Annotated in this window: 22 protein-coding genes and 1 tRNA gene; 2 read left to right on the forward strand and 21 right to left on the reverse strand. The window is 60.8% G+C overall.

Features of this window, described 5'->3' with window-relative positions; genetic code table 11:
* Positions 1 to 9: 9 nt before the first annotated feature.
* Together rssC and rssB are read right to left on the reverse strand one after the other, a co-directional pair.
* Positions 10 to 492, reverse strand: a complete 483-nt coding sequence (rssC, locus tag NAV32_RS14805) for an anti-sigma factor antagonist RssC (RefSeq protein ID WP_256053564.1) — start codon at positions 490 to 492, stop codon at positions 10 to 12.
* On the reverse strand, positions 489 to 1,673 hold the full coding sequence (rssB, locus tag NAV32_RS14810) for a two-component system response regulator RssB (RefSeq protein WP_256053565.1): 1,185 nt from the start codon (positions 1,671 to 1,673) through the stop codon (positions 489 to 491). Before rssB ends, rssC begins: the two co-directional genes overlap by 4 nt.
* Positions 1,674 to 1,877: 204 nt before the next feature.
* Between rssB and NAV32_RS14815 the strand changes: the two genes are divergently transcribed.
* A complete protein-coding gene (locus tag NAV32_RS14815; protein ID WP_256053566.1) occupies positions 1,878 to 2,177 on the forward strand; it encodes a PilZ domain-containing protein in 300 nt (99 codons plus the stop codon).
* 27 nt (positions 2,178 to 2,204) lie between these two features.
* Here the strand turns inward: NAV32_RS14815 and NAV32_RS14820 are convergent, their stop codons facing one another.
* Positions 2,205 to 2,906, reverse strand: a complete 702-nt coding sequence (locus NAV32_RS14820; protein WP_256053567.1) for an MlaA family lipoprotein — start codon at positions 2,904 to 2,906, stop codon at positions 2,205 to 2,207.
* 192 nt (positions 2,907 to 3,098) lie between these two features.
* Between NAV32_RS14820 and NAV32_RS14825 the strand changes: the two genes are divergently transcribed.
* Positions 3,099 to 3,365 (forward strand): DUF4404 family protein, encoded by a 267-nt coding sequence (locus NAV32_RS14825; protein ID WP_256053568.1) that lies wholly within the window; start codon positions 3,099 to 3,101, stop codon positions 3,363 to 3,365.
* A 54-nt stretch (positions 3,366 to 3,419) separates the two neighbouring features.
* On the opposite strand, the gene queF is transcribed toward NAV32_RS14825, so the two are convergent.
* The 18 genes from queF to pqqC form a co-directional block, all read right to left on the reverse strand.
* Positions 3,420 to 4,250, reverse strand: coding sequence for an NADPH-dependent 7-cyano-7-deazaguanine reductase QueF (gene queF / locus NAV32_RS14830; RefSeq protein ID WP_256053569.1), 831 nt, complete (start codon positions 4,248 to 4,250; stop codon positions 3,420 to 3,422).
* Positions 4,251 to 4,331: 81 nt separating this feature from the next.
* Complete coding sequence (locus NAV32_RS14835) at positions 4,332 to 5,111, reverse strand: ABC transporter permease (RefSeq protein ID WP_256053570.1); 780 nt, start codon at positions 5,109 to 5,111, stop codon at positions 4,332 to 4,334.
* Positions 5,108 to 6,037 (reverse strand): ABC transporter ATP-binding protein, encoded by a 930-nt coding sequence (locus NAV32_RS14840; RefSeq protein WP_256053571.1) that lies wholly within the window; start codon positions 6,035 to 6,037, stop codon positions 5,108 to 5,110. Before NAV32_RS14840 ends, NAV32_RS14835 begins: the two co-directional genes overlap by 4 nt.
* Positions 6,038 to 6,254: 217 nt before the next feature.
* Complete coding sequence (locus NAV32_RS14845; RefSeq protein WP_256053572.1) at positions 6,255 to 6,662, reverse strand: PA2817 family protein; 408 nt, start codon at positions 6,660 to 6,662, stop codon at positions 6,255 to 6,257.
* A 246-nt stretch (positions 6,663 to 6,908) separates the two neighbouring features.
* Positions 6,909 to 6,984 (reverse strand) — tRNA-Gly (locus NAV32_RS14850).
* Between the two features lie 69 nt (positions 6,985 to 7,053).
* On the reverse strand, positions 7,054 to 7,611 hold the full coding sequence (gene pgsA / locus NAV32_RS14855) for a CDP-diacylglycerol--glycerol-3-phosphate 3-phosphatidyltransferase (RefSeq protein WP_256053573.1): 558 nt from the start codon (positions 7,609 to 7,611) through the stop codon (positions 7,054 to 7,056).
* A gap of 33 nt (positions 7,612 to 7,644) precedes the next feature.
* The gene (gene uvrC / locus NAV32_RS14860) at positions 7,645 to 9,465 is read right to left on the reverse strand and encodes an excinuclease ABC subunit UvrC (protein ID WP_423836440.1); all 1,821 of its coding nucleotides are present in this window, start codon (positions 9,463 to 9,465) and stop codon (positions 7,645 to 7,647) included.
* On the reverse strand, positions 9,465 to 10,109 hold the full coding sequence (gacA, locus tag NAV32_RS14865) for a response regulator transcription factor GacA (RefSeq protein ID WP_256053574.1): 645 nt from the start codon (positions 10,107 to 10,109) through the stop codon (positions 9,465 to 9,467). The genes uvrC and gacA overlap by 1 nt, the downstream gene beginning before the upstream one ends.
* 338 nt (positions 10,110 to 10,447) lie before the next feature.
* On the reverse strand, positions 10,448 to 13,576 hold the full coding sequence (locus NAV32_RS14870) for an efflux RND transporter permease subunit (protein ID WP_256053575.1): 3,129 nt from the start codon (positions 13,574 to 13,576) through the stop codon (positions 10,448 to 10,450).
* Complete coding sequence (locus tag NAV32_RS14875) at positions 13,573 to 15,075, reverse strand: efflux RND transporter periplasmic adaptor subunit (RefSeq protein ID WP_256053576.1); 1,503 nt, start codon at positions 15,073 to 15,075, stop codon at positions 13,573 to 13,575. The genes NAV32_RS14870 and NAV32_RS14875 overlap by 4 nt, the downstream gene beginning before the upstream one ends.
* Positions 15,072 to 16,319, reverse strand: a complete 1,248-nt coding sequence (locus NAV32_RS14880) for a TolC family protein (protein ID WP_256053577.1) — start codon at positions 16,317 to 16,319, stop codon at positions 15,072 to 15,074. The genes NAV32_RS14875 and NAV32_RS14880 overlap by 4 nt, the downstream gene beginning before the upstream one ends.
* 90 nt (positions 16,320 to 16,409) lie before the next feature.
* Positions 16,410 to 16,778, reverse strand: coding sequence for a hypothetical protein (locus NAV32_RS14885; RefSeq protein ID WP_256053578.1), 369 nt, complete (start codon positions 16,776 to 16,778; stop codon positions 16,410 to 16,412).
* Between the two features lie 18 nt (positions 16,779 to 16,796).
* Positions 16,797 to 18,521, reverse strand: a complete 1,725-nt coding sequence (locus tag NAV32_RS14890; RefSeq protein WP_256053579.1) for a PAS domain-containing hybrid sensor histidine kinase/response regulator — start codon at positions 18,519 to 18,521, stop codon at positions 16,797 to 16,799.
* Positions 18,505 to 19,668: an alcohol dehydrogenase-like regulatory protein ErcA gene (gene ercA / locus NAV32_RS14895; RefSeq protein WP_256053580.1), complete on the reverse strand. Its 1,164-nt coding sequence runs from the start codon at positions 19,666 to 19,668 to the stop codon at positions 18,505 to 18,507. Before ercA ends, NAV32_RS14890 begins: the two co-directional genes overlap by 17 nt.
* Positions 19,669 to 19,779: 111 nt before the next feature.
* Positions 19,780 to 21,654: an alpha/beta hydrolase family protein gene (locus tag NAV32_RS14900; protein ID WP_256053581.1), complete on the reverse strand. Its 1,875-nt coding sequence runs from the start codon at positions 21,652 to 21,654 to the stop codon at positions 19,780 to 19,782.
* Positions 21,655 to 21,763: 109 nt separating this feature from the next.
* Positions 21,764 to 22,915: a pyrroloquinoline quinone biosynthesis protein PqqE gene (gene pqqE / locus NAV32_RS14905; protein WP_256053582.1), complete on the reverse strand. Its 1,152-nt coding sequence runs from the start codon at positions 22,913 to 22,915 to the stop codon at positions 21,764 to 21,766.
* A complete protein-coding gene (gene pqqD / locus NAV32_RS14910) occupies positions 22,887 to 23,168 on the reverse strand; it encodes a pyrroloquinoline quinone biosynthesis peptide chaperone PqqD (RefSeq protein ID WP_156859994.1) in 282 nt (93 codons plus the stop codon). The genes pqqE and pqqD overlap by 29 nt, the downstream gene beginning before the upstream one ends.
* Positions 23,165 to 23,917, reverse strand: coding sequence for a pyrroloquinoline-quinone synthase PqqC (gene pqqC / locus NAV32_RS14915; RefSeq protein ID WP_256053583.1), 753 nt, complete (start codon positions 23,915 to 23,917; stop codon positions 23,165 to 23,167). The genes pqqD and pqqC overlap by 4 nt, the downstream gene beginning before the upstream one ends.
* Positions 23,918 to 23,955: the final 38 nt, after the last annotated feature.

Below are 23,955 nucleotides of genomic sequence, written 5' to 3' on the forward strand. Positions count from 1 at the left end.
AACGGCCTGCTAGGAGCGCTCCAGCGCCATAACCAAGTCCCGAAAAACCTCGCGATTGGACTCATTGAGGCTCATCAAAATGCGGTGAGCCTCAAGCACCTTGGCCTTGACCACTTCCTCTGATTGATCCTGACTAGGCAGATCCGCCAGTTGCTCGGGGGTAGGCAATGGCTGATCAACGATATTGAAAACCTGATCGAACCCCATGGAATGCAGCAGACGGGTGATGTCGGCGTGAGTCGTGACCAGCGCAGGCAACAGGCCGACCTTTTGCCGGGAAAGGATCGAGAGTTTGGCCAGCAAACCGAGGGTTGTGCTGTCGACACTGCTGCTCTCGGTCAGGTCAATGACAATCGAGGAGAAATTCTTGGACGAGAAAATCTGCTCGATGGTCGCATCCAGCGCCGAACACAGCGTCAGGCGGATTTCACCGATAAACTTGAGTACGAAGGTGCCGTCCTGCTCGGCAAACTGGATTTTACCGGTGCTCATGCAAGGTTCCTGCTCAATACCAGCAATGCGATGTCATCAGGCATATCCTCCAGCCCGCCCAGACCGAATGTCTGGCGGAGGCCATCAAGCGTGCCTCCCGCCTCGGAAACGAGTCTGGGCAGCTGTGCTTCCTTTTCTTTGAGGGTCGCACCAGGCAAAAGGTCCAGAATGCCATCGGACAGCAGCGTCAAACTGAAGGACTCGGGCAGCTCGATCTCATGGTTGTCGTAGGTCGCCTCGACAAAGAGCCCGACCGGCAAGCCCCGCCCTTCCAGATACCTGGCCGAACCACCGCTATACAGCACAGGTAGCGGCAGGTGCCCACCAATGCTGTAGTGCAGCAAGTTGCGCTCCTGATCAATAACCCCACCAAGCATCGTGACGTGCTTGCCCAGCTTGCAATTAATCAGCCCGCGATTGATGTGATCAAGCACTTCCGAAGGCTTGAACTCGCGCAAGGCGCCACCACGCCGCGACTCATACAGCAGCCGCGTCGTCATGAATTTCAGCAGTACCGTCACGAATGCCGAAGACGCACCATGACCGGATACATCCGCCAGGTAGAAACCGATGCGGTGATCATCAATCCGGAAGTAGTCAACAAAATCGCCGGAAAGATACAGCGACGGAATGATCTGATGGTCGAAGTGAAAATCGTCGAGCGTGCACGGCGTGACCGGCAACATGTTCATCTGCACCTGGCGACCGGCATCCTGATCTTCCTGAAGCAGATGCAGGCTGGCCTGCAGGTCACGATTGGCTGTTTCCAGCTGCTCGCGATAACGACGATTTTCCAGGCGCAAGCGGGAACGGTCGAGCGCACGCCGAACCGCATGTTCGAGCATTGCCAGATCTTCAAGGGGCTTGATCAGGTAGTCCGCAGCGCCCAGACGTAGCGCCTCAACGGCATCAGTCATGACACCGGCACCTGACACGACGATGACGGGAAGATCGGCCTGGCGCTCGCTGATCAAACGGATCAGCTCAAGGCCATCCATTTGCGGCATGCGCAGATCGCAGATCACCAGGTCAGGCTGTTCGGCGTCGAACAGCTCCAGCCCATGAGGTCCGTTCTGGGCCTGCAGGACCTTGAAACCACTGTCATCCAGATAGGCAGCCAGACTGGCCCGTACTACATCGTCGTCATCTATGATCAGTAGCGTCGCGCTTGGGTTGTGCATGTTCCTACCAGGCGGTATCGCCAGGGTTACTGGCGAAAGCATCGGCCCCGCGCAGGCGCTGGGCAAAGGGATCTTTTCAAGGCGCAGACGGTACTCCCATACGACATGCGTTTCAAGCCGGGTGGGGTTACCCCGCCCGGCTTTACAGGCCCGATAAACGGGGGCTATAAGAACGCGTACAGCCTCACTTGCAAGGATAGAAACATGACCCAGAGTGACCGCTATTACAGCGAAAAACGCGACTTCATCCGCATGCAGGTCGAAACGGCCATAAGCCTTACCCATGGCGATCAGTCCTGTGACGGCGTTTGCCTGGACCTTTCAAGCACGGGCATGCAGGTGCTGGCCGAAACCGCACTGCAATTGGGTGACCGGGTTCAGGTCCACATCCCCTCCCCGCACAGTGAACTGAAGGGGCTGGATGCCGAGACCGAAGTCGTGCGGGTTGCAGAGCATGAGGATGGCCGCCAAGCCCTCGGGCTGGCCATCCTGTCCATGAGCTAAGCCGGCCGCGCCAGGGGTTTCAGCCTGCTAGAAATCGTCTTCGACCTGCCCATCCATGGTGCGGAATTCGCGATTCTGCAGGTAGGCGTTGCGCACGAAGATATATTTGTCGCCGGTAATCATCCTCTCGGCAGATAGCAGGCCGGCGCGCATATCGACCAGGCTGGTCGCGCGCGTCAGATTTCGGGTCGGCACATGATCCATGTAGGGATAGGGCTGCAGGAACGAATCAGGCACACGCCCCGCTGCATCACGAACGGTGCTGGGCCCCAGCAGCGGCAGCACGACATAGGGACCACTGCCCAGACCCCAGGCGCCCAGCGTCTGCCCGAAGTCCTCGTCGTTCTTCTGCAACCCCATCCGCGTAGCCACATCGAAGAAGCCCAGCACGCCGAAGGTACTGTTGAACAGGATGCGGCTGGTATCGATGCCGGCATCACGGATCTTGCCCTGCAGCAGATCATTGGTCAGCACGACAAAGTCGCCGAGATTGCTGAACACATTACCAATGCCATCCTCAAGAAAGTCCGGTGTCACCTTCTGATAGCCTTTGGCGAGCGGCTTGAGGGTATAGGCGTCCAGGGTGTCGTTGAAGCGGAACACCACACGGTTCACACCCTCCCAGGGGTCTTCTTCGGCGGCCTGCACAGATGAAGCACCGAAGGTGGTCAGCGCAGCGACCAGCGCGACCTTGCAGTATCCGACCCAGTCCTTGCCAATCATTTGCATGCTGAACTTCCTCATTATTCAAATGGCGCCGCCGCCTCATGTGCGCGGCAGTATAAATCCATTCCGGGCGTTATCGGCAGTCCGCAGATATGCGGCCATTGCCGAGCCACTCCAGGCATCAAAGAGACAGACAAGCCCAGGCCGCTGGTTTAACCTTCCTTCATCGAACAGGCCACACGAGAGGGAAGCACCATGCCGGAACATGATCTGCAGTCGCAGCTTGCGGAGTTGCGCAGCCACCTGGCCGAGGACACTCCACTGAGTGAAGAAGAACGCGCCGCATTGCATGCCATTGCCCAGGACATCGAACTTCGCCTGGCCAACCAAGGTGTTGTCGATCAGAACGATTCGCTGGTCGATGGCGTTCACCTTGCCGTGGAGCGCTTCGAAGTCAGCCATCCGAATACCGCCATGACGCTGCGCAATATCATGCAGACCCTGGCGAACATGGGCATCTAGATAGCACGACGCTGGAGACCGGGCGACAACAGCGCCCACGCCTCCAGCGGTCACTCACTGCCTGACAAGACGCCCGTTATCGACCGCAACGGTCTCGGTGCTGCGATACGGATTGATATCCAGCCCGCCACGACGCAGGTAGCGCGCATAAACACTCAGCCGTTCCGGCTTCAGTAGGCGCTGCAAATCGAGAAAGATGCGCTCGACACATTGCTCGTGGAAATCGGCATGCTGGCGAAAACTCACCAGGTATGCCAGCAGGCTCGCCGGATCCAGCGCCGCACCGCGATAATCGATCACCAGCGTGCCCCAATCCGGCTGCCCCGTAACCGGACAGTTGGATCTGAGCAGATGGCTGTGCAGGCACTCCTCAACCTGACGTGCCGCATCGCAATGCAACAGCTCGGCCCGGGGCGAATCGTAGTGCCCGATCATCACGTCCAGATCATCGATGCAACGACCAGGCAAGGGCGCGATGCCCTCTGCGGCGACGTCATCCAGCGTACGCAAACGCACCTCGACCGGCTTGCCGGCAGCGGCTGAAAGGTCCTTCGTCATCACTGCAAGCAACGCTTCACGACTGTCGAAGACTGACTGGTTCAGCGAGTTGAGATAGAGCTTGAACGACTTGGATTCGATGATGTTCGGCGAGTCGGCCGGTATTCTGAACTCACCGATGGCAACTACCGGCTTGCCGGACGGCAGCAGCCAGGACAGCTCGTAGCAGTTCCAGATGTCGACGCCCTGATAGGGCAGCGTTTCAGCCGTCAACCCAAGCTCGGCCCACTTGGGCGCGCGCGCAATGGGAAACAGCTGCTCGGGACTGTAAGTCGCGACATAGGCGCTGGACTTGCCCAGCGGTGAGAGTTCGGCGGGATGCTGCATATTGAGAAGAACCTGAACGAAACCGCCGCGAAGTTTAACGCTTCGCGGCGGTTTTTCCAGCGGCTGTGGCGCTACCCGCGATTACTGGCGCATGCCGCGACCGCTTTTCAGCAGACGAATACACCACAGGTACATCAGCACCGCAGCAGCCGCCATAAAGCCAATGGCAATACCGATGCTGATATCCGAAACCCCGAGAATACCGTAACGGAACGCATTGACCATATGCAGCACCGGGTTGGCCAGCGACAGCGTCTGCCAGAAAGGCGACAACAGGTTGATCGAGTAGAACACCCCGCCCAGATAGGTCAGCGGCGTCAGTACGAAAGTGGGAATGATCGAAATATCATCGAAGTTGCGCGCGAAAATCGCATTGAGAAAGCCACCCAGGGCGAAGATCGCCGAGGTCAGGGCAATCACAAGCAGCGTAATGCCCAGATGGTGCACCTGCAGGTCGGTGAAGAACATCGACAACAGCGTGACGATCAACGCAACCGCCAGCCCGCGAGTGATGCCGCCCAGTGCGAAACCGATGAGAATCACGTGGGGCGAGACCGGCGAAACCAGTAATTCCTCGATGGAACGCTGAAACTTGCTGCTGAAAAAACTGGAAACCACGTTGCTGTAAGAGTTGGTGATCACCGACATCATGATCAACCCCGGCACGATGTACTCCATATAGCTGAAGCCATCCATCTCGCCGATCCGCGCACCGATCAGATTGCCGAAGATGACGAAGTACAACACCATGGTGATCGCTGGCGGCAGCAGGGTCTGCGGCCAAATCCGCATGTAACGGCGGATCTCTCGGTACACGATGGTCTGCAGCGCAACCAGATTGGCCCGAAATTCCGTGTTCATTTGGCCTCCTTCAGGTTGCTCTCCACCATCGACACGAACAACTCCTCCAGACGGTTGGTCTTGTTGCGCAGGCTCACCACCTCGATGCCTTGCGTCGACAGCAGACGAAACAGATCGGTAACGCCCTGGCTCTTGTCCACCTGCACTTCCAGCGTGTGGTGATCGACCAGCCTGGCCGGATAACTGCCCAATTCCGGCGGCACCAGCAGCGACTCCTTCAGATCAAGCAGGAAGGTTTCCACATGCAGCTGCTTGAGCAGCTCACGCATGCTGGTGTTCTTGACGATCTGACCGTGGTCGATGATGCCGATGTTGCGGCACAACTGCTCGGCTTCTTCCAGATAATGCGTGGTGAGGATAATGGTGATGCCCTCACGGTTGAGCTCGGTGAGGAACGACCACATGGAGCGGCGCAGCTCGATATCCACGCCCGCCGTTGGCTCGTCGAGAATCAGCAGGCGCGGCTGATGGATCAACGCACGAGCAATCATCAAACGCCGCTTCATCCCGCCGGACAGCATCCGCGACGACACATCACGCTTATCCCAAAGACCCAGCTGGTTCAGGTAACGCTCGGCACGCTCCCTGGCGATCTTCGCAGGAATACCGTAATAACCAGCCTGGGTGACGAGAATATCGAAGGCTTTCTCGAACTGGTTGAAGTTGAATTCCTGCGGCACCACGCCCAAACAGCGCTTGAGCCCGGCGGGGTCCCGATCAAGGTCATGACCGAACACGTTGACCGTGCCGCCACTCTTGTTTACCAGAGTGGACAGAATGCCGATGGTGGTGGACTTGCCGGCCCCGTTGGGTCCGAGCAATGCATAGAAATCACCTTCGGCCACATCCAGGTCGATGCCCTTGAGGGCCTGAAAGCCATTGCCATAGGTCTTGGTCAGCTGCCGAATGGACAGAGCAGTACTCATAGAAAATGCACACAACGCAGGAAATGAAAGCCAGGGGCAGCCACTTCGTTAACAATCGAAACGAAACGACCAAAGAAGTTAGATGAGGACGCGCACAGGCATTTTCAACCGCGCGCCTTTTCCGGCCACGTCTGCACGGCTCGGATTCCTACTGGCAAGCCTGGCTGCCCGTCTCGGCGACCAAGGCAGCCCGCCAAACTCAGCAATAGCGCAACGCTTAATGCCTGACGCTTTGCTCGGACATGCTGAGCAGCTGCTTTTCCATATTCCAGTCAAACGGCTCGCCACTGCTCTGCGCTTCATAGCGGCGATCCTCCAGCTTCTGGAACACTTCAATCTCTTCGTCCGGCATGAAATGCAGACAGTCACCACCGAAAAACCACAGCAGGTCGCGCGGTACCAGATGAGCGATCTGCGGATAACGGTGGAACACCTGGCAAATCAGATCCTGTCCCAGATGCCGCTCTTCGGGAAGGTCTTTCAGATTCATGACCAACTCGTCGAAACGCTCGAGAAACAGTGCATGACTCTCGTCGGAAACCTGTCCGGTTTCACCCATGGCGAGCAGAATGCCGCGCAGATGGGCCAGGAGCGCCAGATTGTGATCGTGATATGCGTTTGCCATGCTTCACCTGTCTTGATATGGGCACGCGATTATAGGTGCGCGCGCCAGCGAGTGGGACTGTCCGGTTGACTCGTTGACAGCACTCGGGTTCGCACTGAGCGCCAATCGCGACACGGCAAATGGACCGACGACCCGAGAAGTCATTCGCATGAAGGCAATCGACACGTGGAACAACGAAACGAAAAAAGGGACCCGAAGGTCCCTTTTTTCAACTGCAAGAGATATTCAACCTCCTGCATCTGTATCTGGAGCGGGAAACGAGACTCGAACTCGCGACCCCGACCTTGGCAAGGTCGTGCTCTACCAACTGAGCTATTCCCGCATCGTCTTGGTGATGGGCGCCATTCTATAGTTTCGCCGCCGCCCGTCAACCCCTTGATTAAAAAAGTCTTTATTTCTTTTCTGTCGGACTGAGGTGAGGCCAGGCTGCCATCAGGTAATTGACCATTGACCACAGCGTCAGCCCTGCAGCGATGATCAGCAAGGTATAGCCGGTACCGACCCAGATCGTCATCAGCGGCGGATTTGCCAGCAGAATGATGAGTGCCACCATTTGTGCAGTGGTTTTCCACTTACCCAGGCTGGACACCGCCACATGCGCCCTTGCGCCCAGTTCAGCCATCCACTCGCGCAGGGCCGAGATGACGATCTCGCGACCGATGATGATCGCCGCCGGCAAGGTCAGCCAGAGATTGGCGTGCTCTTCCACCAGCAATACCAAAGCAACAGCCACCATCAGCTTGTCTGCCACCGGATCAAGAAAAGCGCCAAACGGGGTGCTCTGTTTCAAGCGTCGTGCCAGATAGCCATCCAGCCAGTCCGTCACGGCGGCAAATGCAAACACTGCACTGGCGGCCAGATAGCTCCACTTGAAGGGGAGATAGAACAGCAGGACGATGATCGGTATCAGCAGCACACGCAACACGGTGAGAATGTTTGGAATGTTCATTGATACCAGGGGTCCGCGAATTTGAAGGGGATTCTACTCACTGTGCAGGTTGGCATAAATCAACTCGGCAAGCTTTTTACTGATACCGGGCGCTTTGGCGATTTCCGGGAGGCTGGCACGGCTCAGTTCCTGCAAACCGCCGAAATGTTTGAGCAGCTCGCGACGCCGCTTCGGCCCAATACCCGGCACTTCTTCCAGCGTCGAGGTGGTGCGCGCCTTGCCACGCCGCGCGCGGTGGCCAGTAATGGCGAAGCGATGCGCCTCATCACGCACCTGCTGAATCAAATGCAGTGCAGGCGAATCGCCCGGCAGGGTGAATTCGTGTTCGACATCGTTCAGGTAAAGCGTTTCCAGCCCTGGCTTGCGGGTGACGCCCTTGGCCACGCCGAGCAGGATCAGATCGGGCACGGCAAGTTCCTGCAGTACCTCGCGAGCCATGTTCAGCTGCCCTTTCCCGCCGTCAACCAGCAAAACATCAGGCAGTTTCCCCGTTCCCTCAGCCGCTTTCTTGAAGCGACGCGACAAGGCCTGATGCATCGCCGCATAGTCATCACCCGCCGTAACGCCTTCGATGTTGTAGCGGCGGTAATCGGATTTCAGCGGCCCTTCCGGGCCGAAAACCACACAGGACGCCACTGTCGCCTCGCCACTGGAATGGCTGATATCGAAGCATTCCAGCCGCGCCGGCGGCTTGTCCAAGCCTAGCGCCTCGGCCAGCGCCTGGAAGCGTGCAGCCAGATGCTGGCGATTCGCCAAGCGCGCACCCAGCGCCTGCTCGGCGTTGGTCAGCGCGAGCTGCTGCCAGCGCGCGCGTGTCCCACGAACGCGATGGGTGATGACGAGCTCTTCGCCGCGCAGTTCGATAAGGGCGCTGATCAGTGTGGCGAAGCCTTCATGAGTACTGTTGACGATCAATTCGGCAGGCAGCTCCCGCTCCATCGAGCCGAGGTAATACTGCTCAAGGAATGCTTGCAGTACGTCGCTGACACTTTCCTCGATGGCGACCTGGGGGAAGAAATTCTTGCTGCCCAGCACTCTGCCGCCACGCACGCTGATCAGGTGCACACAGGCGCCACCGGGGCTGACCACCGCCGCGACAATATCGACATTACCGCTGCCGCCTTCCATGCTCTGCTGATCCTGGACCCGACGAAGCAGCGCGATCTGGTCGCGAATTTCTGCGGCACGCTCGAAATCCAGCGCCATCGCGGCGGTTTCCATACTGGTGGAAAGCTCTTCGGTCAGGGCATTGCTGCGCCCTTCGAGGAACATCACCGAATGACGCACGTCCTGAGCATATTCCTCGACATCCACCAGCCCCACGCAGGGCGCCTTGCAACGCTTGATCTGGTACTGCAGGCAAGGTCGGGTTCGATTGCGGTAGAAGCTGTCTTCACACTGACGAACGAAAAAGGCCTTTTGCAGCAGGCCCAGGCTTTCGCGGATCGCACCGGCACTCGGATACGGGCCGAAGTAGCGTCCAGATTCCTTTTTCGCGCCGCGATGAATACTCAGACGCGGGAAATCACCGCTGGAGAGGAAGACATACGGATAGGATTTATCGTCGCGCAGGAGGATGTTGTAGGGGGGGCGCCACTGTTTGATAAGCGTCTGCTCAAGTAGCAGCGCCTCGGTTTCGTTCGCCGTGATGGTGATTTCGATCTGGGCAATCCGCGCCACCAGCGCTGCCGTCTTGGGCGCCTGTCCAGTCTTGCGGAAATAACTTGCCAGGCGCTTTTTGAGGTTCTTCGCCTTGCCGACATACAGCAGTTTGGCCTCGGCATCGAACATCCGGTAGACACCGGGGCGCACGCTGCATGACGCGAGAAACGCCGAAGAATCGAACGCGCTCATCAGTTGATGGTGTCGACCATGCCGTGGCGTACCGCCAGCAGGGCCAGTTCAACGTCACTGGTGATCGACAGCTTTTCGTAGATGCGGTAGCGATAGGTGTTGACCGTCTTGGGCGACAGGCAGAGCTTGTCGGAGATGGCCTGGACCTTCTGGCAGTTGGAAATCATCAGGGCAATCTGGATTTCTCGCTCCGAAAGCAGATCGAAGGGCGAGCCATTGAGTTTCGGCTGGAAGGACTTGAGCGCCAGTTGCTGTGCGATCTGCGGGCTGATGTAGCGCTGCCCGGCAAACACCATGCGAATGGCCTGGATCATTTCTTCCAGCGCTGCGCCCTTGGTCAGGTAGCCGGCCGCTCCGGCCTGCAGCAGGCGCGTGGGGAAAGGGTCTTCCTCGCAGATGGTCACGGCGATGACCTTGATGTCCGGATGGCTGCGCAGCAGTTTGCGGGTCGCTTCAAGGCCACCGATTCCGGGCATTTTGATGTCCATCAGGACGACATCCGGTTTGAGTTCGCGCGACTTCTTGATCGCCGCCTCACCGGAGTCAGCCTGCCCAATTACCTGCAGGCCATCAATATCGGCGAGCATCCGGGAAATGCCTGTGCGTACCAGGTCATGGTCATCGACCACCAGCACCCTAATCAAGCAGACACCTCATCAATGGTATTGAAAGCTCGCGTCACAAGCGTCAGACATTACCAAAAAATGACCCATATACCCAGACCGCACGTCACGTTATGGCCATATAACATCACTCAAATACACACACGAGCAGCCTGCATCATGCAACTCGCTCGCTATCGCACTCAAAAACCAGCGCATAGATGGCGCCTTTTGATTACAGGGCTGCCACCAGGTGGGAAGACATCGAAGCGCGACGAATGTTGCGAGACAGTGGCCTCATGGCATCTTCATCCTGTCTCGCAACAGAGGCGAGTCGACTCCAGCTGATACGTGTCACACAGGCGTTGCCTGCACCACTGCTACAGCGTTGCCCTGCCGCGACGCATCAGCCTGTAGGCTGCCGGAATCACGAACAGTGACAACAAGGGCGCGCTGAGCATGCCGCCCACCATCGGAGCGGCAATGCGGCTCATGACCTCACTGCCGGTGCCGGCACCCAGCAGGATCGGCAGCAAGCTGGCAACAATCACCGCCACCGTCATCGCCTTGGGGCGCACACGCTGCACCGCACCTTCGCGGATGGCCTCGCAGAGAGCGGCCTCGTCACATTGACCAGCCTGTTGTCGCTCACTCCAGGCATTCTTCAGGTACAACAGCATGATCACCCCGAACTCCGCCGCCACGCCGGCAAGCGCGATAAAGCCGACGCCGGTAGCCACCGAAAGGTTGTAATCCATCAGATACAGGAACCAGACGCCTCCGGTAAGCGCGAACGGCAGGGTGAGCATGATCAACAGCGCCTCGTCGAAGCGCCCGAATGTCAGGTTGAGCAGCACGAAGATAATCAGCAACGTCGCCGGCACCACCAGTTTGAGCCGTTCATTGGCACGTTCGAGGTATTCAAACTGACCCGAATAGCTCAGGCTCACCCCCGGTTGCAATGGAACCTGATCGCTGACTGCTTGGCGCAGATCGGACACCACCGAAGCGATATCGCGCTCGCGCACATCTACGTACACCCAGCCGGACAGCCTCGCGTTCTCGCTGCGCAGCATCGGCGGACCGTCGCTGACGCGCACCCGCGCCACACTGCCCAGGGTGATCTGGCTCCCCTGCGGGGTGAGTATCGGCAGTTGCTCCAGGGCTTGGGGCGAGTCACGCCATTCGCGCGGATAACGCACGCTGATCGGATAACGCGCCAACCCCTCGACTGTCTCGCCGACGGTTTCACCACCGATGGCGCTGGCAACGATGGACTGCACATCGGCGATGTTCAGTCCGTAGCGCGCGGCATCCTGACGGTCGATATCGATATCGATGTAGCGCCCCCCGACCAGGCGTTCGGCCAGCGCCGAACTGACGCCCGGCACGCCCTTGGCGACAGCCTCCACCTGCTGGCTAACGCGGTCGATCTCCTCCAGTGTGGCGCCCGCAATCTTGACTCCGATGGGGCTCTTGATGCCGGTGGCAAGCATGTCGATGCGGTTGCGGATAGGCGGAATCCAGATATTGGTCAGCCCCGGCACCTGTACCGCACGATCCAGTTCGTCGATCAGCTTTTCCGGCGTCATCCCGTCACGCCACTGCTCGCGCGGCTTGAACTGGATGGTGGTCTCGAACATCTCCAGCGGCGCGGGATCGGTGGCCGATTCGGCGCGTCCGGCCTTGCCGAACACCCTGGCAACCTCCGGCACTGTGCGGATCATCCGGTCGGTCTGCTGCAGCAGCTGCGCGGCCTTCTGTGCGGAAAGCCCCGGCAGCGCTGATGGCATGTAAAGGAGGTCGCCCTCGTCCATCGGCGGCAGGAATTCCCCACCCAGACGCGTCATCGGCCAGAACGTAGTCGCCAGTAACAGCAGCGCAACCGCAATGGTGAGCTTCGGATGCTCAAGCACCGCATCCAGCGCCGGGCGGTAGAGGCGAATCAGCAGACGGTTCAGCGGGTTGCGCGATTCGTCAGGCAGGCGACCCCGTATCCAGTACCCCATCAACACCGGCACCAGGGTCACCGAAAGCCCTGCCGCGGCGGCCATGGCATACGTCTTGGTGAACGCCAGCGGCCCGAACAGACGGCCTTCCTGGGCTTCAAGTGTGAACACGGGAATGAACGACAGGGTGATGATCAGCAGGCAGAAGAACAGCGCCGGGCCGACTTCCTGGGCGGCGGCGGTCATCACGCGCCAGTGCTCTTCCCCTTCCAGCGTTCTGTTCGGGTTGGCGTGACGCCAGGCTTCGGCCTTCTTGTGGGCATTCTCGATCATCACTACCGCCGCATCGACCATGGCGCCAATGGCGATGGCGATACCACCGAGCGACATGATGTTGGCGTTGACCCCCTGGTAACGCATCACCGCAAACGCAATCAGCACACCGATCGGCAGCGAAACGATGGCCACCAGCGATGAGCGCAGATGCCAGAGGAAGATGCCGCAGACCAGCGCGACAACGACGAACTCCTCCAGCAGTTTGAAGCTGAGGTTTGCCACCGCGCGGTCGATCAGCTGACTGCGGTCGTAGGTGGTGACGATCTCCACCCCCGCTGGCAGGCTGCCTTTCAGTTCCTCCAGCCGGGCATGTATGGCGGCGAGGGTTTCCCGGGCGTTCTTGCCGCTGCGCAGGATCACCACGCCGCCAACGGTTTCGCCCTCACCGTCCAGCTCGGCGATTCCACGCCGCATCTCCGGGCCGAGCTGGATGCGCGCGACATCACCCAGAGTCACCGGCACTCCGGCAACGCTGAGTTGCAGCGGAATCTGCCGGAAGTCGTCCAGTGTTTCCAGGTAGCCGGAAGCACGCACCATGTACTCGGTTTCCGCCAGCTCCAGCACCGCGCCACCGGTTTCCTGATTGGCCCTGCCAATGGCTTCGATCACCTGTGACTGCGGCACACCGAGACTGGCCATCTTCAGCGGGTCGAGGACCACCTGGTATTGCCTGACCATGCCACCGATGGTGGCGACCTCGGCCACATTGGGCAGAGTGATCAGCTCGTACTTGAGAAACCAGTCCTGCAGGCTGCGCAATTGCGCCAGGTCGTGGTTACCACTGCGGTCGACCAGTGCGTATTGGTAGATCCAGCCGACGCCGGTGGCATCCGGACCGAGCGACGGCTTGGCACCACTCGGCAGCCGACCCTGCACCTGACTCAGATACTCCAGCACCCGAGAACGCGCCCAGTACAGGTCGGTGCCGTCCTCGAACAGCACGTAGACATAGCTGTCGCCGAAGAACGAGTAACCGCGAACGGTTTTCGCACCGGGCACCGAGAGCATGGTGGTGGTCAGCGGATAGGTCACCTGGTTCTCGACAATTTGCGGCGCCTGCCCCGGATACGGCGTGCGGATGATCACCTGCACGTCGGACAGGTCCGGCAAGGCATCGATCGGCGTGGTACGCAGCGACCAGATGCCCACTGCAGTCATCAGCAGCGTCACCAGCAACACCAGGGAACGATTGAATACAGACCAGCGAATCAGTGCGGCAATCATGGCTGCGGCTCCTGAAGCTGTAGCTGTTCGATGACCAGACCGCTGTCGGTTTCGCGCACGGCGAAGCGTACCCGGTCACCGCTCTTTACCCCATGCAGCAGGTGCGGGTCGGCAACGGCAAAACGCATGGTCATGCCTGCCATGCCCAGTGTTCGGAATGGTCCGTGAGCGATTTTCACACCCTGCCCGGTTATCTCGACGATGCGCCCTTCGGCTTCATGCAGCGCGGGAGCCAGCACGTGCTCTTGTGCATGGTCATGCTCATGCGCCGCCGGCTCGGCCACGGCGGTAATGCCGCGCAGGCTGGCTTCGGAGTCGATCAGGAATTGCCCCGATGCGACCACCTGCTGCCCCTCTTCCAGACCCTGCAGAATCGCAGTCTGGCTGCCGCTGTCGTCACCGACCTGCACTTCCACCGGGCGATAGCGACCGCCAGCCTCGGCGAGCATCACCAGGGTGCGTTTGCCGGTACGTATGACCGCCTCGCTGGGCACCAGCAGCGTGCTTTGCGCCGGCTGTGCAGCCAGTTCGACCCGCGCACTGAAACCAGGACGCAAGCGCCCGTCGGTATTGGGCAGTTCCACCCGCACACGCAGGGTGCGGGTGGCCGCAGTGGCTTCGGACAGCACAGCAGTAATGGCGCCCTGCACCGGCTCGCCTGCCAACGCCGGCAAGTGGGCGGTCACCGCCTGGCCAACAACAATGTGTCCGGCCTGGGCCTCAGGCACCGCCACTTCCAGCCAGACGCTGTCCAGACCGTTGATCCGCGCCAGCGGCGCTCCGGCGGCAACGCTCATGCCTTCGCGTACATTCAGTTCCTGCAGCACACCACCTATGGGCGCACGCACGGTCTGCTGCGCTTGGACCCGCCCGGAACGCTCCAGTTGCCGGATCGTCTGTGTCGACATACCCACCAGACGCAGACGCTGGCGCGCACCCTCAAGCAGCGCACGGTCGCCAGCGCGTCGCAATGCGAGAAACTCCTCCTGCGCGGCCACCCACTCCGGCATCAACAGGTCTACCAGGGGTGCACCCGATTCCAGCACATCGCCGGGCGCCAGTCGGTAGACACGCTCGACGAAGCCCGCCGACCGAACCTGCACCAACGCCACGTCGCGCTCATTAAAGCCCAGCACACCCACCGCCTCGACGGAGTGGGACAACTGCCCGCGGCTGACGCTGGCCAGGCGCACTCCGAGGTTGCTGGTGATGGCGGCATCGATGCTGATCGTCGGTGAGCCGGAGGTGCCCGCATCATCATCGGCGTAGCGCGGCACCAGATCCATGTCCATGAATGGCGATCGGCCCGGCTGATCAAACCTGTGCTGCGGGACCATCGGGTCGTACCAGTACAGCACCCTGCGCTCGTCGTGAACGCCGGCCGGTGCATCCTGGACAACATTGTGCGGCGGCTGCTGAGCGAACCAATATCCGCCGACCAGCCCCAGGGCGGCGGTCGTAACAAGCAACGCGCCAGTTTTGAGAACAATCCGGCTCATCGGGCATCTCCATAGGCGAAATACAGACGGCTGGCGGCAATTGCCTGCAGGCCTTCGAGGTCAATCTGCTTGAGCTGGGTTTCGATCAGCTCGCTGCGCGCCGCCAACACCGTACCCAGCTCGCCGCTCCCGGCGCGGTAGTCGGCCAGGCTCAGTTCGGCGCGTTCGCGCGCCAGCGGTAGAAACACCTCGCGGGTGCGCGTCAGGGCACGCTGCAGGCGTTCAAGCTCAGCCAGTTCGCTGCCCAGTTGCTCTGTAAACTGACGTTCCAGCGCCTCACGTTCGGCTTCCAGCTGGTTGAGTTCGGCATGCCGGGCGGCGATACGCGGACTCTGTCGCGAACGCTGAAAAATCGGCAGGTCGAAGCTGACTTGCAGATTCACCATGTCGCCGAACTCGCGTCCGCGCCGCAGGTAATCGACTTCCCAGCTCCAGTCCGGCTTCCGTTCCGCCGTCGCCTCGCGAATACGCGCCTGTGCCTGCTGCGTCATCGGCGCATAGGCCTGCAGTTGCGGATGATTGCGCAGCTGATGCTGCAGCGCCTGGGCATCGAGCTGCCAGTGTGGCAGTCCGCCATCCAGTGGTTCGCGTGCCACATCACCGACCCAACGTTCCAACGTGGCTCGCGCCTGCCGGCGCTGCTGCTGCAGCTCATCAGCGCGTTCGGCAAGCAGTGCTGCCTGCTGACGCGGCTGAACACTCTCGGCAACCTGTCCACGCCCACCGGCAATGCGCGCCTGCACAATCTCGGCGAGCAGGCGGTTCTCTGCGTACAGGGCGTCGAATGTTGCAAGCTTGCGTTCGATGGCATGGCTGACAATCCACGCCTGGGCGGTGGCCTGGCGAACATTCAGCGCTTCGATATCGCGCTCGGCTGCGGCGCGCTCGATACCGGCGCGCGCCACTTCGACGCGGGCACGGCGCTTGTCGCGGTTGGGCATGTCCTGCATCACTCCGACCATGCTCATGGTCATGCCGTCACGGTCCAGGCTCCAGCGCTCGGAACCTTCGATCGGCACGCTTTGCACGCCAAGCAGCAGTTTCGGGTCGGGCAGCTCGCCAGCCGGTATGGCGTCGCTACGGGCGGCCTGCAACTTGGCGGTTTCGGCCTGCAGAGAAGGCGCCTGCTGATCGGCAATCCTCAGCGCATCATTGAAGGTCAGTGCACTGGCCAGGCTCGGCAGCATCAGTGCACAGCAGATCACGGCGTCGAACGGCCGGATATTGCACAAGATTCGGAACATCTCTCTGATTCCTTGAAGATCCTGCGCGCCCACGGGCACGCACACGGCTCCCATCAGCGTTTCAGCAATGGGTGCGTCAGGTCAGCGGAATCAGAAGCGTGGCGGGCGCCAGAGGTCGTTGCCCGAACCGGAGGGTATGTACCCGGGTTCATAGGCGATCAGCAGGTGGGCAGCCGTCGTCAGCACCGGTTTGATGACAGCCACCTGCAACATGCAAGCTGTCTTGCATTGGTGGCCGCTCTTGCAGAGCGGATTCTGCCCATGGGAATGATCCATCTCTTCCCCGGCACCTGGATCGACCGGCGCCATATGGGCCGTATGGTCTGCCGGCGCGGAGATCGTCATTTCGCCATCCGTCATCTGACAGGCCTCCGTCACCAGCCCGACAGCCGCTATCCCGTTGACGGGAAGCGAGAAGCTGATCAGGAACATCAGACAGAGCCGCAGAAGAGGTTTCATGGCAGGGATTCTAGCCGCTCAGTGGTGTCCGGATACTTGATCCGAATCGGCTTTGGGCTGTTCGGAACCATCGCGCCCCTTGTTCTGGAGCAGATGACTCAGGACCGAGCGCAGTTTCCCGGCTTTTACCGGTTTGTTCAAGACCGGCACACCGGCACCCTGCAATTCGCGCCGGCACTGGTCGCTGCGGTCGGCAGTGATCATGACCGCCGGAATCGGGTAACCGAAACGTGCCCGTAATCTCTGTACCGCCTGCCAGCCGGTCACCCCCTGATCCAGATGATAATCAGCCAGAATCAGCTCGGGCGGCGAGCCCGCCAACACCAGACTTGCCTCGGCCTCATCGGTCGCAGTCAGCACCTCACAGCCCCACTGACCGAGCAGCGCAGCCATGCTGTGCAGGATGCTCAGCTCATTGTCCAGCACCAGCAGGCGCCGCCCGGGCAAAGGATCACCCAGTACCGGCAGCACTGGCACTTCGCCTGTCTGCGGCGCGGGAGCATCGGCCAACGGCACATCGATGCTGAACACGGAGCCGCGGGCCGGCTGCGAGCGGACCAGTATCTGATAACCCAGCATCGTCGCAATGCGATCAACGATGGCAAGACCCAGACCGACCCCGGTGCGCTCGGCGGCTCGCTGGACACCCAGCTGGTTGAATTCGAGGAATATCGAGTGCATCTGATCCGCCGCGATGCCGCGCCCGGTATCCCATACCTCGATACGCAGATTGTCACCGCGCTTGCGCGCTCCCAGCAGCACGCGACCCTGGTCTGTGTAACGGCAGGCGTTGCTGAGAAAGTTGCGCAGAATGCGCGTCAGAAGCCGGAAATCACTGTGCAGCGCGTAGGCCGGGATGTAGTGCTCAAAGCCAAGCCCTTTCGCCTGCGCCACCGACTCGAATTCAGAAACCAGTGGCAACAACACCTCATCGAGGCGGTAAATGCAGATGTCGGGCTTGATCGCCTGCTGGTCGAGTTTGGAAATATCCAGCAGGTCGGTAAGCAGGTCTTCGGCCCCTTCCAGCGCCTGATGCGCACGTTCCACCAGATTCTGCTCGGCATTCGGCAGGCTCCGTTCGCGCAGGGTGGAAATCAGCAGACGTGCGGCATTCAGCGGTTGCAACAGGTCATGGCTGGCCGCCGCCAGATACTTGTCCTTGCTCCGATTGGCCGCCTCGGCGGCATCACGCGCCTGACGCAGCTCCAGAGTACGTTCGGCGACACGCTGCTCAAGCTGCTCGTTGAGGTGCTGCAGATGCAACTGCGCCAGCTTGCGCTCGGTGATATCAGCAACAAAGCCTTCAACCAGCCCCTCCTCGTCCGGCTTGAGCAACAGATTCATGATCACGTCGATGGCGCTGCCATCCTTGCGCCGCAGCCGGGTTTCGTAGCCGAACAGGCCCAGCCGGGTACTCAGCACGTGGCGAATCTGCTGCAGCTCTTCTTCACCACCAATGAACAGGTGATGGGAAAGATCGGTCAGCGCCCAGAGCGCTTCCTCGGCGCTGCCATAGCCAAGCATGCGCGCCAATGCCGGATTGGCGGCGCGTATACCTTCGTGCAGACTGGCCTGGAATATCCCATGCACCGCATGCTCGAACAGCCATTTGTAGCGATTGCGTTCGGCTTCCAGCTCTTCGAGGCGGGTGCGCAGTTCAGGGTAGTGACTCTTGCGTGCCGAGTGCGTGCCCAGACCGAGCAGACCGGCAAGCGCGTCGTTGTTTTCAGAGCGCTTCGGCATAGACCACTTCGACGTCACGCTGGGTTGAAGAGCGCGGATTGGTCAGGATGCAGGGGTCCTGCATGGCATGCCTGGACAGAAACGGGATGTCCGAGATATTCACTCCGTGCAAGCCCAGAGTCTCGCTGAAACCAATCGCCTGTTTGAGCTGAATCAGATGGGCCACCAGGCGATCACGTATCTGCGAGTGGGTCATGCCGCGCGTATCGATACCGAAGGTCTGCGCGACGGTCTTGAAGCGCTCGGGCGCGGCACTGTAGTTGAACGCCACCACGTGCTCGATCAGCACTGCGTTGCACAGGCCATGCGGCAGGTCGAGATAACCCCCCAGGCTGTGGGACATCGCATGTACTGCCCCGAGGATCGCATTGGAGAAGGCCAAGCCGGCCTGCATGCTACCCAGCATGATTTTCTCGCGCAGCTCGATATCTGCCGGGTTGGCGATCATTTGCACCAGATGGCCATTGATCAGGCGCATCGCTTCCAGTGCATGTGGATCGGTCAGCGGGCCATTGCCGGTGGAGACGAAGGCCTCTATGGCGTGTACCAGCGCATCGATGCCGGTACAGGCGGAAAGGAACGGATCCATGCTCAAGGTCGTTTCCGGATCAATCAGCGACACGTCGGGCACTGCGCCCTTGCTGACGATGGAAAACTTCATCCGCTCGTCCTGGTTGGAAATGATCACGAACTGCGAGACGTCAGCCGAGGTACCTGCTGTGGTCGGGATCAGAATCAGCGGCGGGCTCGGCACGCGCAGGGTATCGACGCCTTCGAACTCGATGATGTTGCGTCCATGCGCGACGGCGATGCCGATGCCCTTGGCGCAATCCATCGGGCTGCCGCCGCCCACGGCAACGATGGCATCGCACGCTTGGGCGCGATACACCTCGGCGCCCAGCATCACTTCTTCGGTACGCGGATTGGCCGAGACCTGGGTAAACAGATGATGCTCAATGTTCTGGCGCGTCAGGCTTTCCTGGATATCCGTAACCCAGCCGGCTGCCACCACACCGGGGTCGGAAACCAGCAGCACCTTGCGGGCGCCGAAGTTCTTTGCGTAGTTGCCGGCACTGTGCCGGCATCCCGCACCGAAGACGATCTCGGGTGAAACGAATTTGCGCTGCAGGCTAAGATTCGGGCTCATACCACGGCCTATAGTTATTATGTGTCTCGACCGGCAAGACTACTGCTTTCCACTGTTAAAGCAATGTGCCGAATGTATGTATGGATGCATTCATCCTCTCGCCCCGAAGCTTCAACCCAGCAGCCGCTGATAGAAGAGACATTCCCGATCCAGCGCATCGGCCAGATTGTGCGCCTGGCGAAAGCCGTGGCGCTCCTCGGGATAAAGCCGGTATTCAACGGCGACGCCCTGTTCGCGCAGTGCCGCCACCATCGATTCGGTCTGCTCCGGTAGCACCACCGCATCCTGCCCACCCTGGAAAAAAATCACCGGCACGCGAATCCGCCCGGCATGGGCCAGCGGCGTGCGCTGCCGGTAACGTTCGGCATCGGCCTGCGGATCGCCGATCAGCCAGTCCAGATAATCGGCTTCGAACTTGTGCGTGACCCGCCGCAGCGCCAGGGGGTCGCTGACGCCATACAGGCTCGCCCCACCACGGAAACCGGCATCAGCCACGAGGGCGCCGAGCGCGGTATAGCCGCCAGCGCTGGCACCCCGGATGAAGCTACGCGCCGGGTCGATCTGCCCGCGCTGTGCAAGCTCGGTCACCGCGGCGCAGGCATCTTCCACGTCCAGCACGCCCCACTGGCCACGCAAGCGCTGGCGATAGGCGCGCCCGAAACCGCTGCTGCCACGGTAATTGAGGTCCGCCACGGCAAAACCGCGCTGGGTCCAATACTGGATGCGCGGATCAAACACCGGATAGCAGGCCGACGTCGGGCCGCCGTGGACGAACACCACCAGTGGGGGCTTGTCTCCTTCAGGGGCACGATAGCGGGCATTGCCTGGCGGATAGCAAAAGCCGTGGGCCGTCTCGCCAGCGCCGCTTGGAAAGCTGAACGGTTGCGGCCTGGACAACTGATCAGCCGGCAGCGGTTGCTCACCCCCGGCAAGCAAGCGGGTCTGGCCGCTGATGCGATCGATCGACAGCACGCCCGGCATCCGGTCTGGCGAGCCGGCGATGCAGTAGAAATGTTGTTCGTCGGCTGCCAGTTGCCGGCACCGGCTGAATGCCCTGGCCAGATGGCGCTCGCCGGTTCCGCCGTACTGCTCGAAGAGCAGGCCGTGACCTTCCAACATGCGTGTCAGCAACAGTGAGCCTTCAGGCAAAGGCAGATAGCTGACCGTGCCCAGCTGCCAGGGCGCTGGTGCATGATCGCATTCTGCCGAACCGCCCACCGGCACCAGCCCATCACCCTGCTCGCACCAGGGTTGCCAGCAGCCTCCAAGGTCACTCAAGCAATACAGACGGCCATCGTCGGCGAAGCGCGGTTGCTGCAACGACTCGCCCCCTTGCGCACCGGCCAGGCACCGAGGCGTTTGGCAGCCACCCTCTGCTGTGCGCTCGGCAACCCAGAGACTGGTCGCCGTCCAGGGCTGTTCGGGGCGCTGCCACTGCACCCAGGCCAGGCGACCGCTGCTGGCATCCAACGTAGGCGATGCATAGAAGTCGGCCCCCTCTGCCAGCACCCTGCGCTGGCCATCGGTAAGCGAGATACTGACCAGACGATGCTCTACGCACTCATCCGCTCTACTTTCCTCCACAGCCAGGATGGCTGCGTGGCGCCCATCAAACTGCAGGTCGCCATAACGGCAGTCCGGGTGCCGGGTCAGGATGCTCGGCGTGCTATCACCTTCGATTCGTTGCAGGTAAACCTGCTGATCCTGCTCATCGACATAAGCCACGCCGTCGCTGGTCAGGCAGAAGGCGCCGCCGCCGTATTCGTAGACACGACTGCGCACGGATATGCCGGGGGGCGTCAGACAACGGACAGAGCTGCCTGCCCAGTGCCAAAGCGTGCAGCGTGCGTCCACCGGGTTGTATTCGATCCAGAGCAGCCCCGCGTGACCGGCGCGCAGTTCGGCGAAGTCACGGCTGGCGCAGGCCGCCTTCTCAGCGCTCCAGTCGCTGGGCCAGAAGCCATGGGGCCATTCGGCCTGAATCATCGTCTTGGACCTCCAGAAGCTTCGCGGCTAAAGCCGCTCCCACGGGGTCGGTGTGATACTCCAGATTGTGGGAGCGGCGTTAGCCGCGAAAAAAGCGTCACCGACTCCATCATGCCTTGAGTATCAGCTTCGAGGCCTTTTCGTTGCGGTATTGCAGTTGCTCGAGCGGCGCGCCCTGCTCGGCCTGCTCTCGCGCCGCGAGAATCTTGCCGTGGTGTGCTGACTTGCTGCAGACCGGATCGGCATTGGCCGCATCGCCGGTAAGCATGAAGGCCTGACAGCGGCAGCCGCCGAAATCCTGCTCCTTTTCATCGCAACTGCGGCAGGGTTCGGGCATCCAGTCATAGCCGCGGTACTTGTTGAAGCCGAAGGAGTGCTTCCAGATGTGCTCAATGCTGTGCTCGCGCACGCTGGGAAATTGCACCGGCAACTGGCGCGCACTGTGGCAGGGCAAGGCGGTGCCGTCCGGGGTGATATCGAGGAACAGATTGCCCCAACCATTCATGCAGCCTTTCGGGCGCTCTTCGTAATAATCGGGCGTCACGAAGATCAGTTTGCAGGGGTGATTTTCGGCGGCCAGCTTTTCACGCCACTCATTGGTGATGCGCTCCGCACGCACCAGCTGCTCCTTGCTGGGCAGCAGGCCGGCACGATTGAGTTCGGCCCAGCCGTAGAATTGGCAGGTGGCCAACTCGACGAAGTCCGCCTCCAGTTCCAGGCACAACTGGATGATGCGCTCGATATTGTCGATGTTGTGCCGATGGGTGACGAAGTTGAGCACCATCGGATAGCCGTGCGCCTTGACCGCACGGGCCATGGCCAACTTCTGCGCAAAAGCCTTCTTCGAGCCGGCCAGCAGGTTGTTCACGTCCTCGTCGGCGGCCTGGAAGCTGATCTGGATATGGTCGAGCCCGGCCTCGGCAAAGGCGGCGATCTTGGCTTCGGTCAGGCCGATACCAGAGGTGATCAGGTTGGTGTAGTAACCCAGTTCGCGCGCAGCAGCGATCAGCTCGACCAGGTCCTCACGCACCAGCGGTTCACCGCCGGAAAAGCCCAACTGTGCCGCCCCCATCTCCCGCGCCTGACGAAACACCTCGATCCACTCGGCGGTGCTCAGCTCTTCATGGCTACGGGCGAAATCCAGCGGATTCGAGCAATACGGGCATTGCAGCGGGCAACGGTAGGTCAGCTCGGCCAGCAACCACAACGGCGGGCCGACAACCACGTCCGGCTTAGCGAAGCTCGATCCAGAACCGTTCAACGGCCACCTCCAGAAACGCCAGAATGTCCTCTTCAATCCCTTCGGCACCAGGGAAGTTCGCCTGCAGGTCAGCCACGATGCCGCCCACCGTGCGTGCGCCATCGACCCGCTTGAGGATTTCGCTGGCACTGTCGTTGAGCTTGATCATGCCTTCCGGGTAGAGCAGCACATGGCAGCCCTGCGCCGGCTCGAACTGGAAACGGTAGCCGCGGCGAAGCACGGGAACCCGAGGCAGCACGTCTTCATGGGTCATGGTGTGATGCCCCTGTGCCAGATGCGTTCGCGGGTAACCGTGTGATAGGGCGGGCGATCCAGCTCGTAAGCCATGCTCATGGCGTCGAGCATGCTCCAGAGCACGTCCAGTTTGAACTGGAGGATGTTCAGCATGCGCTGCTGGGCCTCGAGGGTCGTGTAGTGCTCAAGGGTGATACGCAGGCCGTGCTCGACGTCCCGGCGAGCCTCAGTGAGGCGCTTACGGAAATAGTCATAACCGGACGTGTCGATCCAGTCGTAATGCTGCGGCCAGGCGTCGAGCCGTGACTGATGGATGGTGGGCGCGAAGAGTTCGGTCAGCGAGCTGCTGGCCGCCTCCTGCCATACCGCCCGCCGTGCGAAATTGACGTAGGCATCCACGGCGAACCGCACGCCGGGCAGCACCAGTTCCTGCGACAGTACCTGCTCGCGGTCCAGCCCCACTGCCTCGGCCAGACGCAACCAGGCCTCGATACCGCCCTCCTCACCGGGCCTGCCATCGTGGTCGATGATGCGCTGGACCCACTCGCGCCGCGTAGCCCGGTCCGGGCAGTTGGCCATGATTGCCGCATCCTTCACCGGAATGCAGACCTGATAGTAGAAGCGGTTGGCGACCCAGCCCTGAATCTGTTCGCGGGTCGAGCGCCCTTCATACATGGCGCGGTGGAAAGGGTGATGGATATGGTAGTACTCGCCCTTGGCGCGCAAGGCCTGCTCAAACTCGGTGGGGGTCATGGCTGGCTGGGTCATCACGGGACTTCCTTGGTTGTGCGCCGCCAGTCGCTCGA

The organism is Stutzerimonas stutzeri (assembly GCF_024448695.1).
Taxonomy (GTDB): Bacteria; Pseudomonadota; Gammaproteobacteria; order Pseudomonadales; family Pseudomonadaceae; genus Stutzerimonas; species Stutzerimonas stutzeri_T.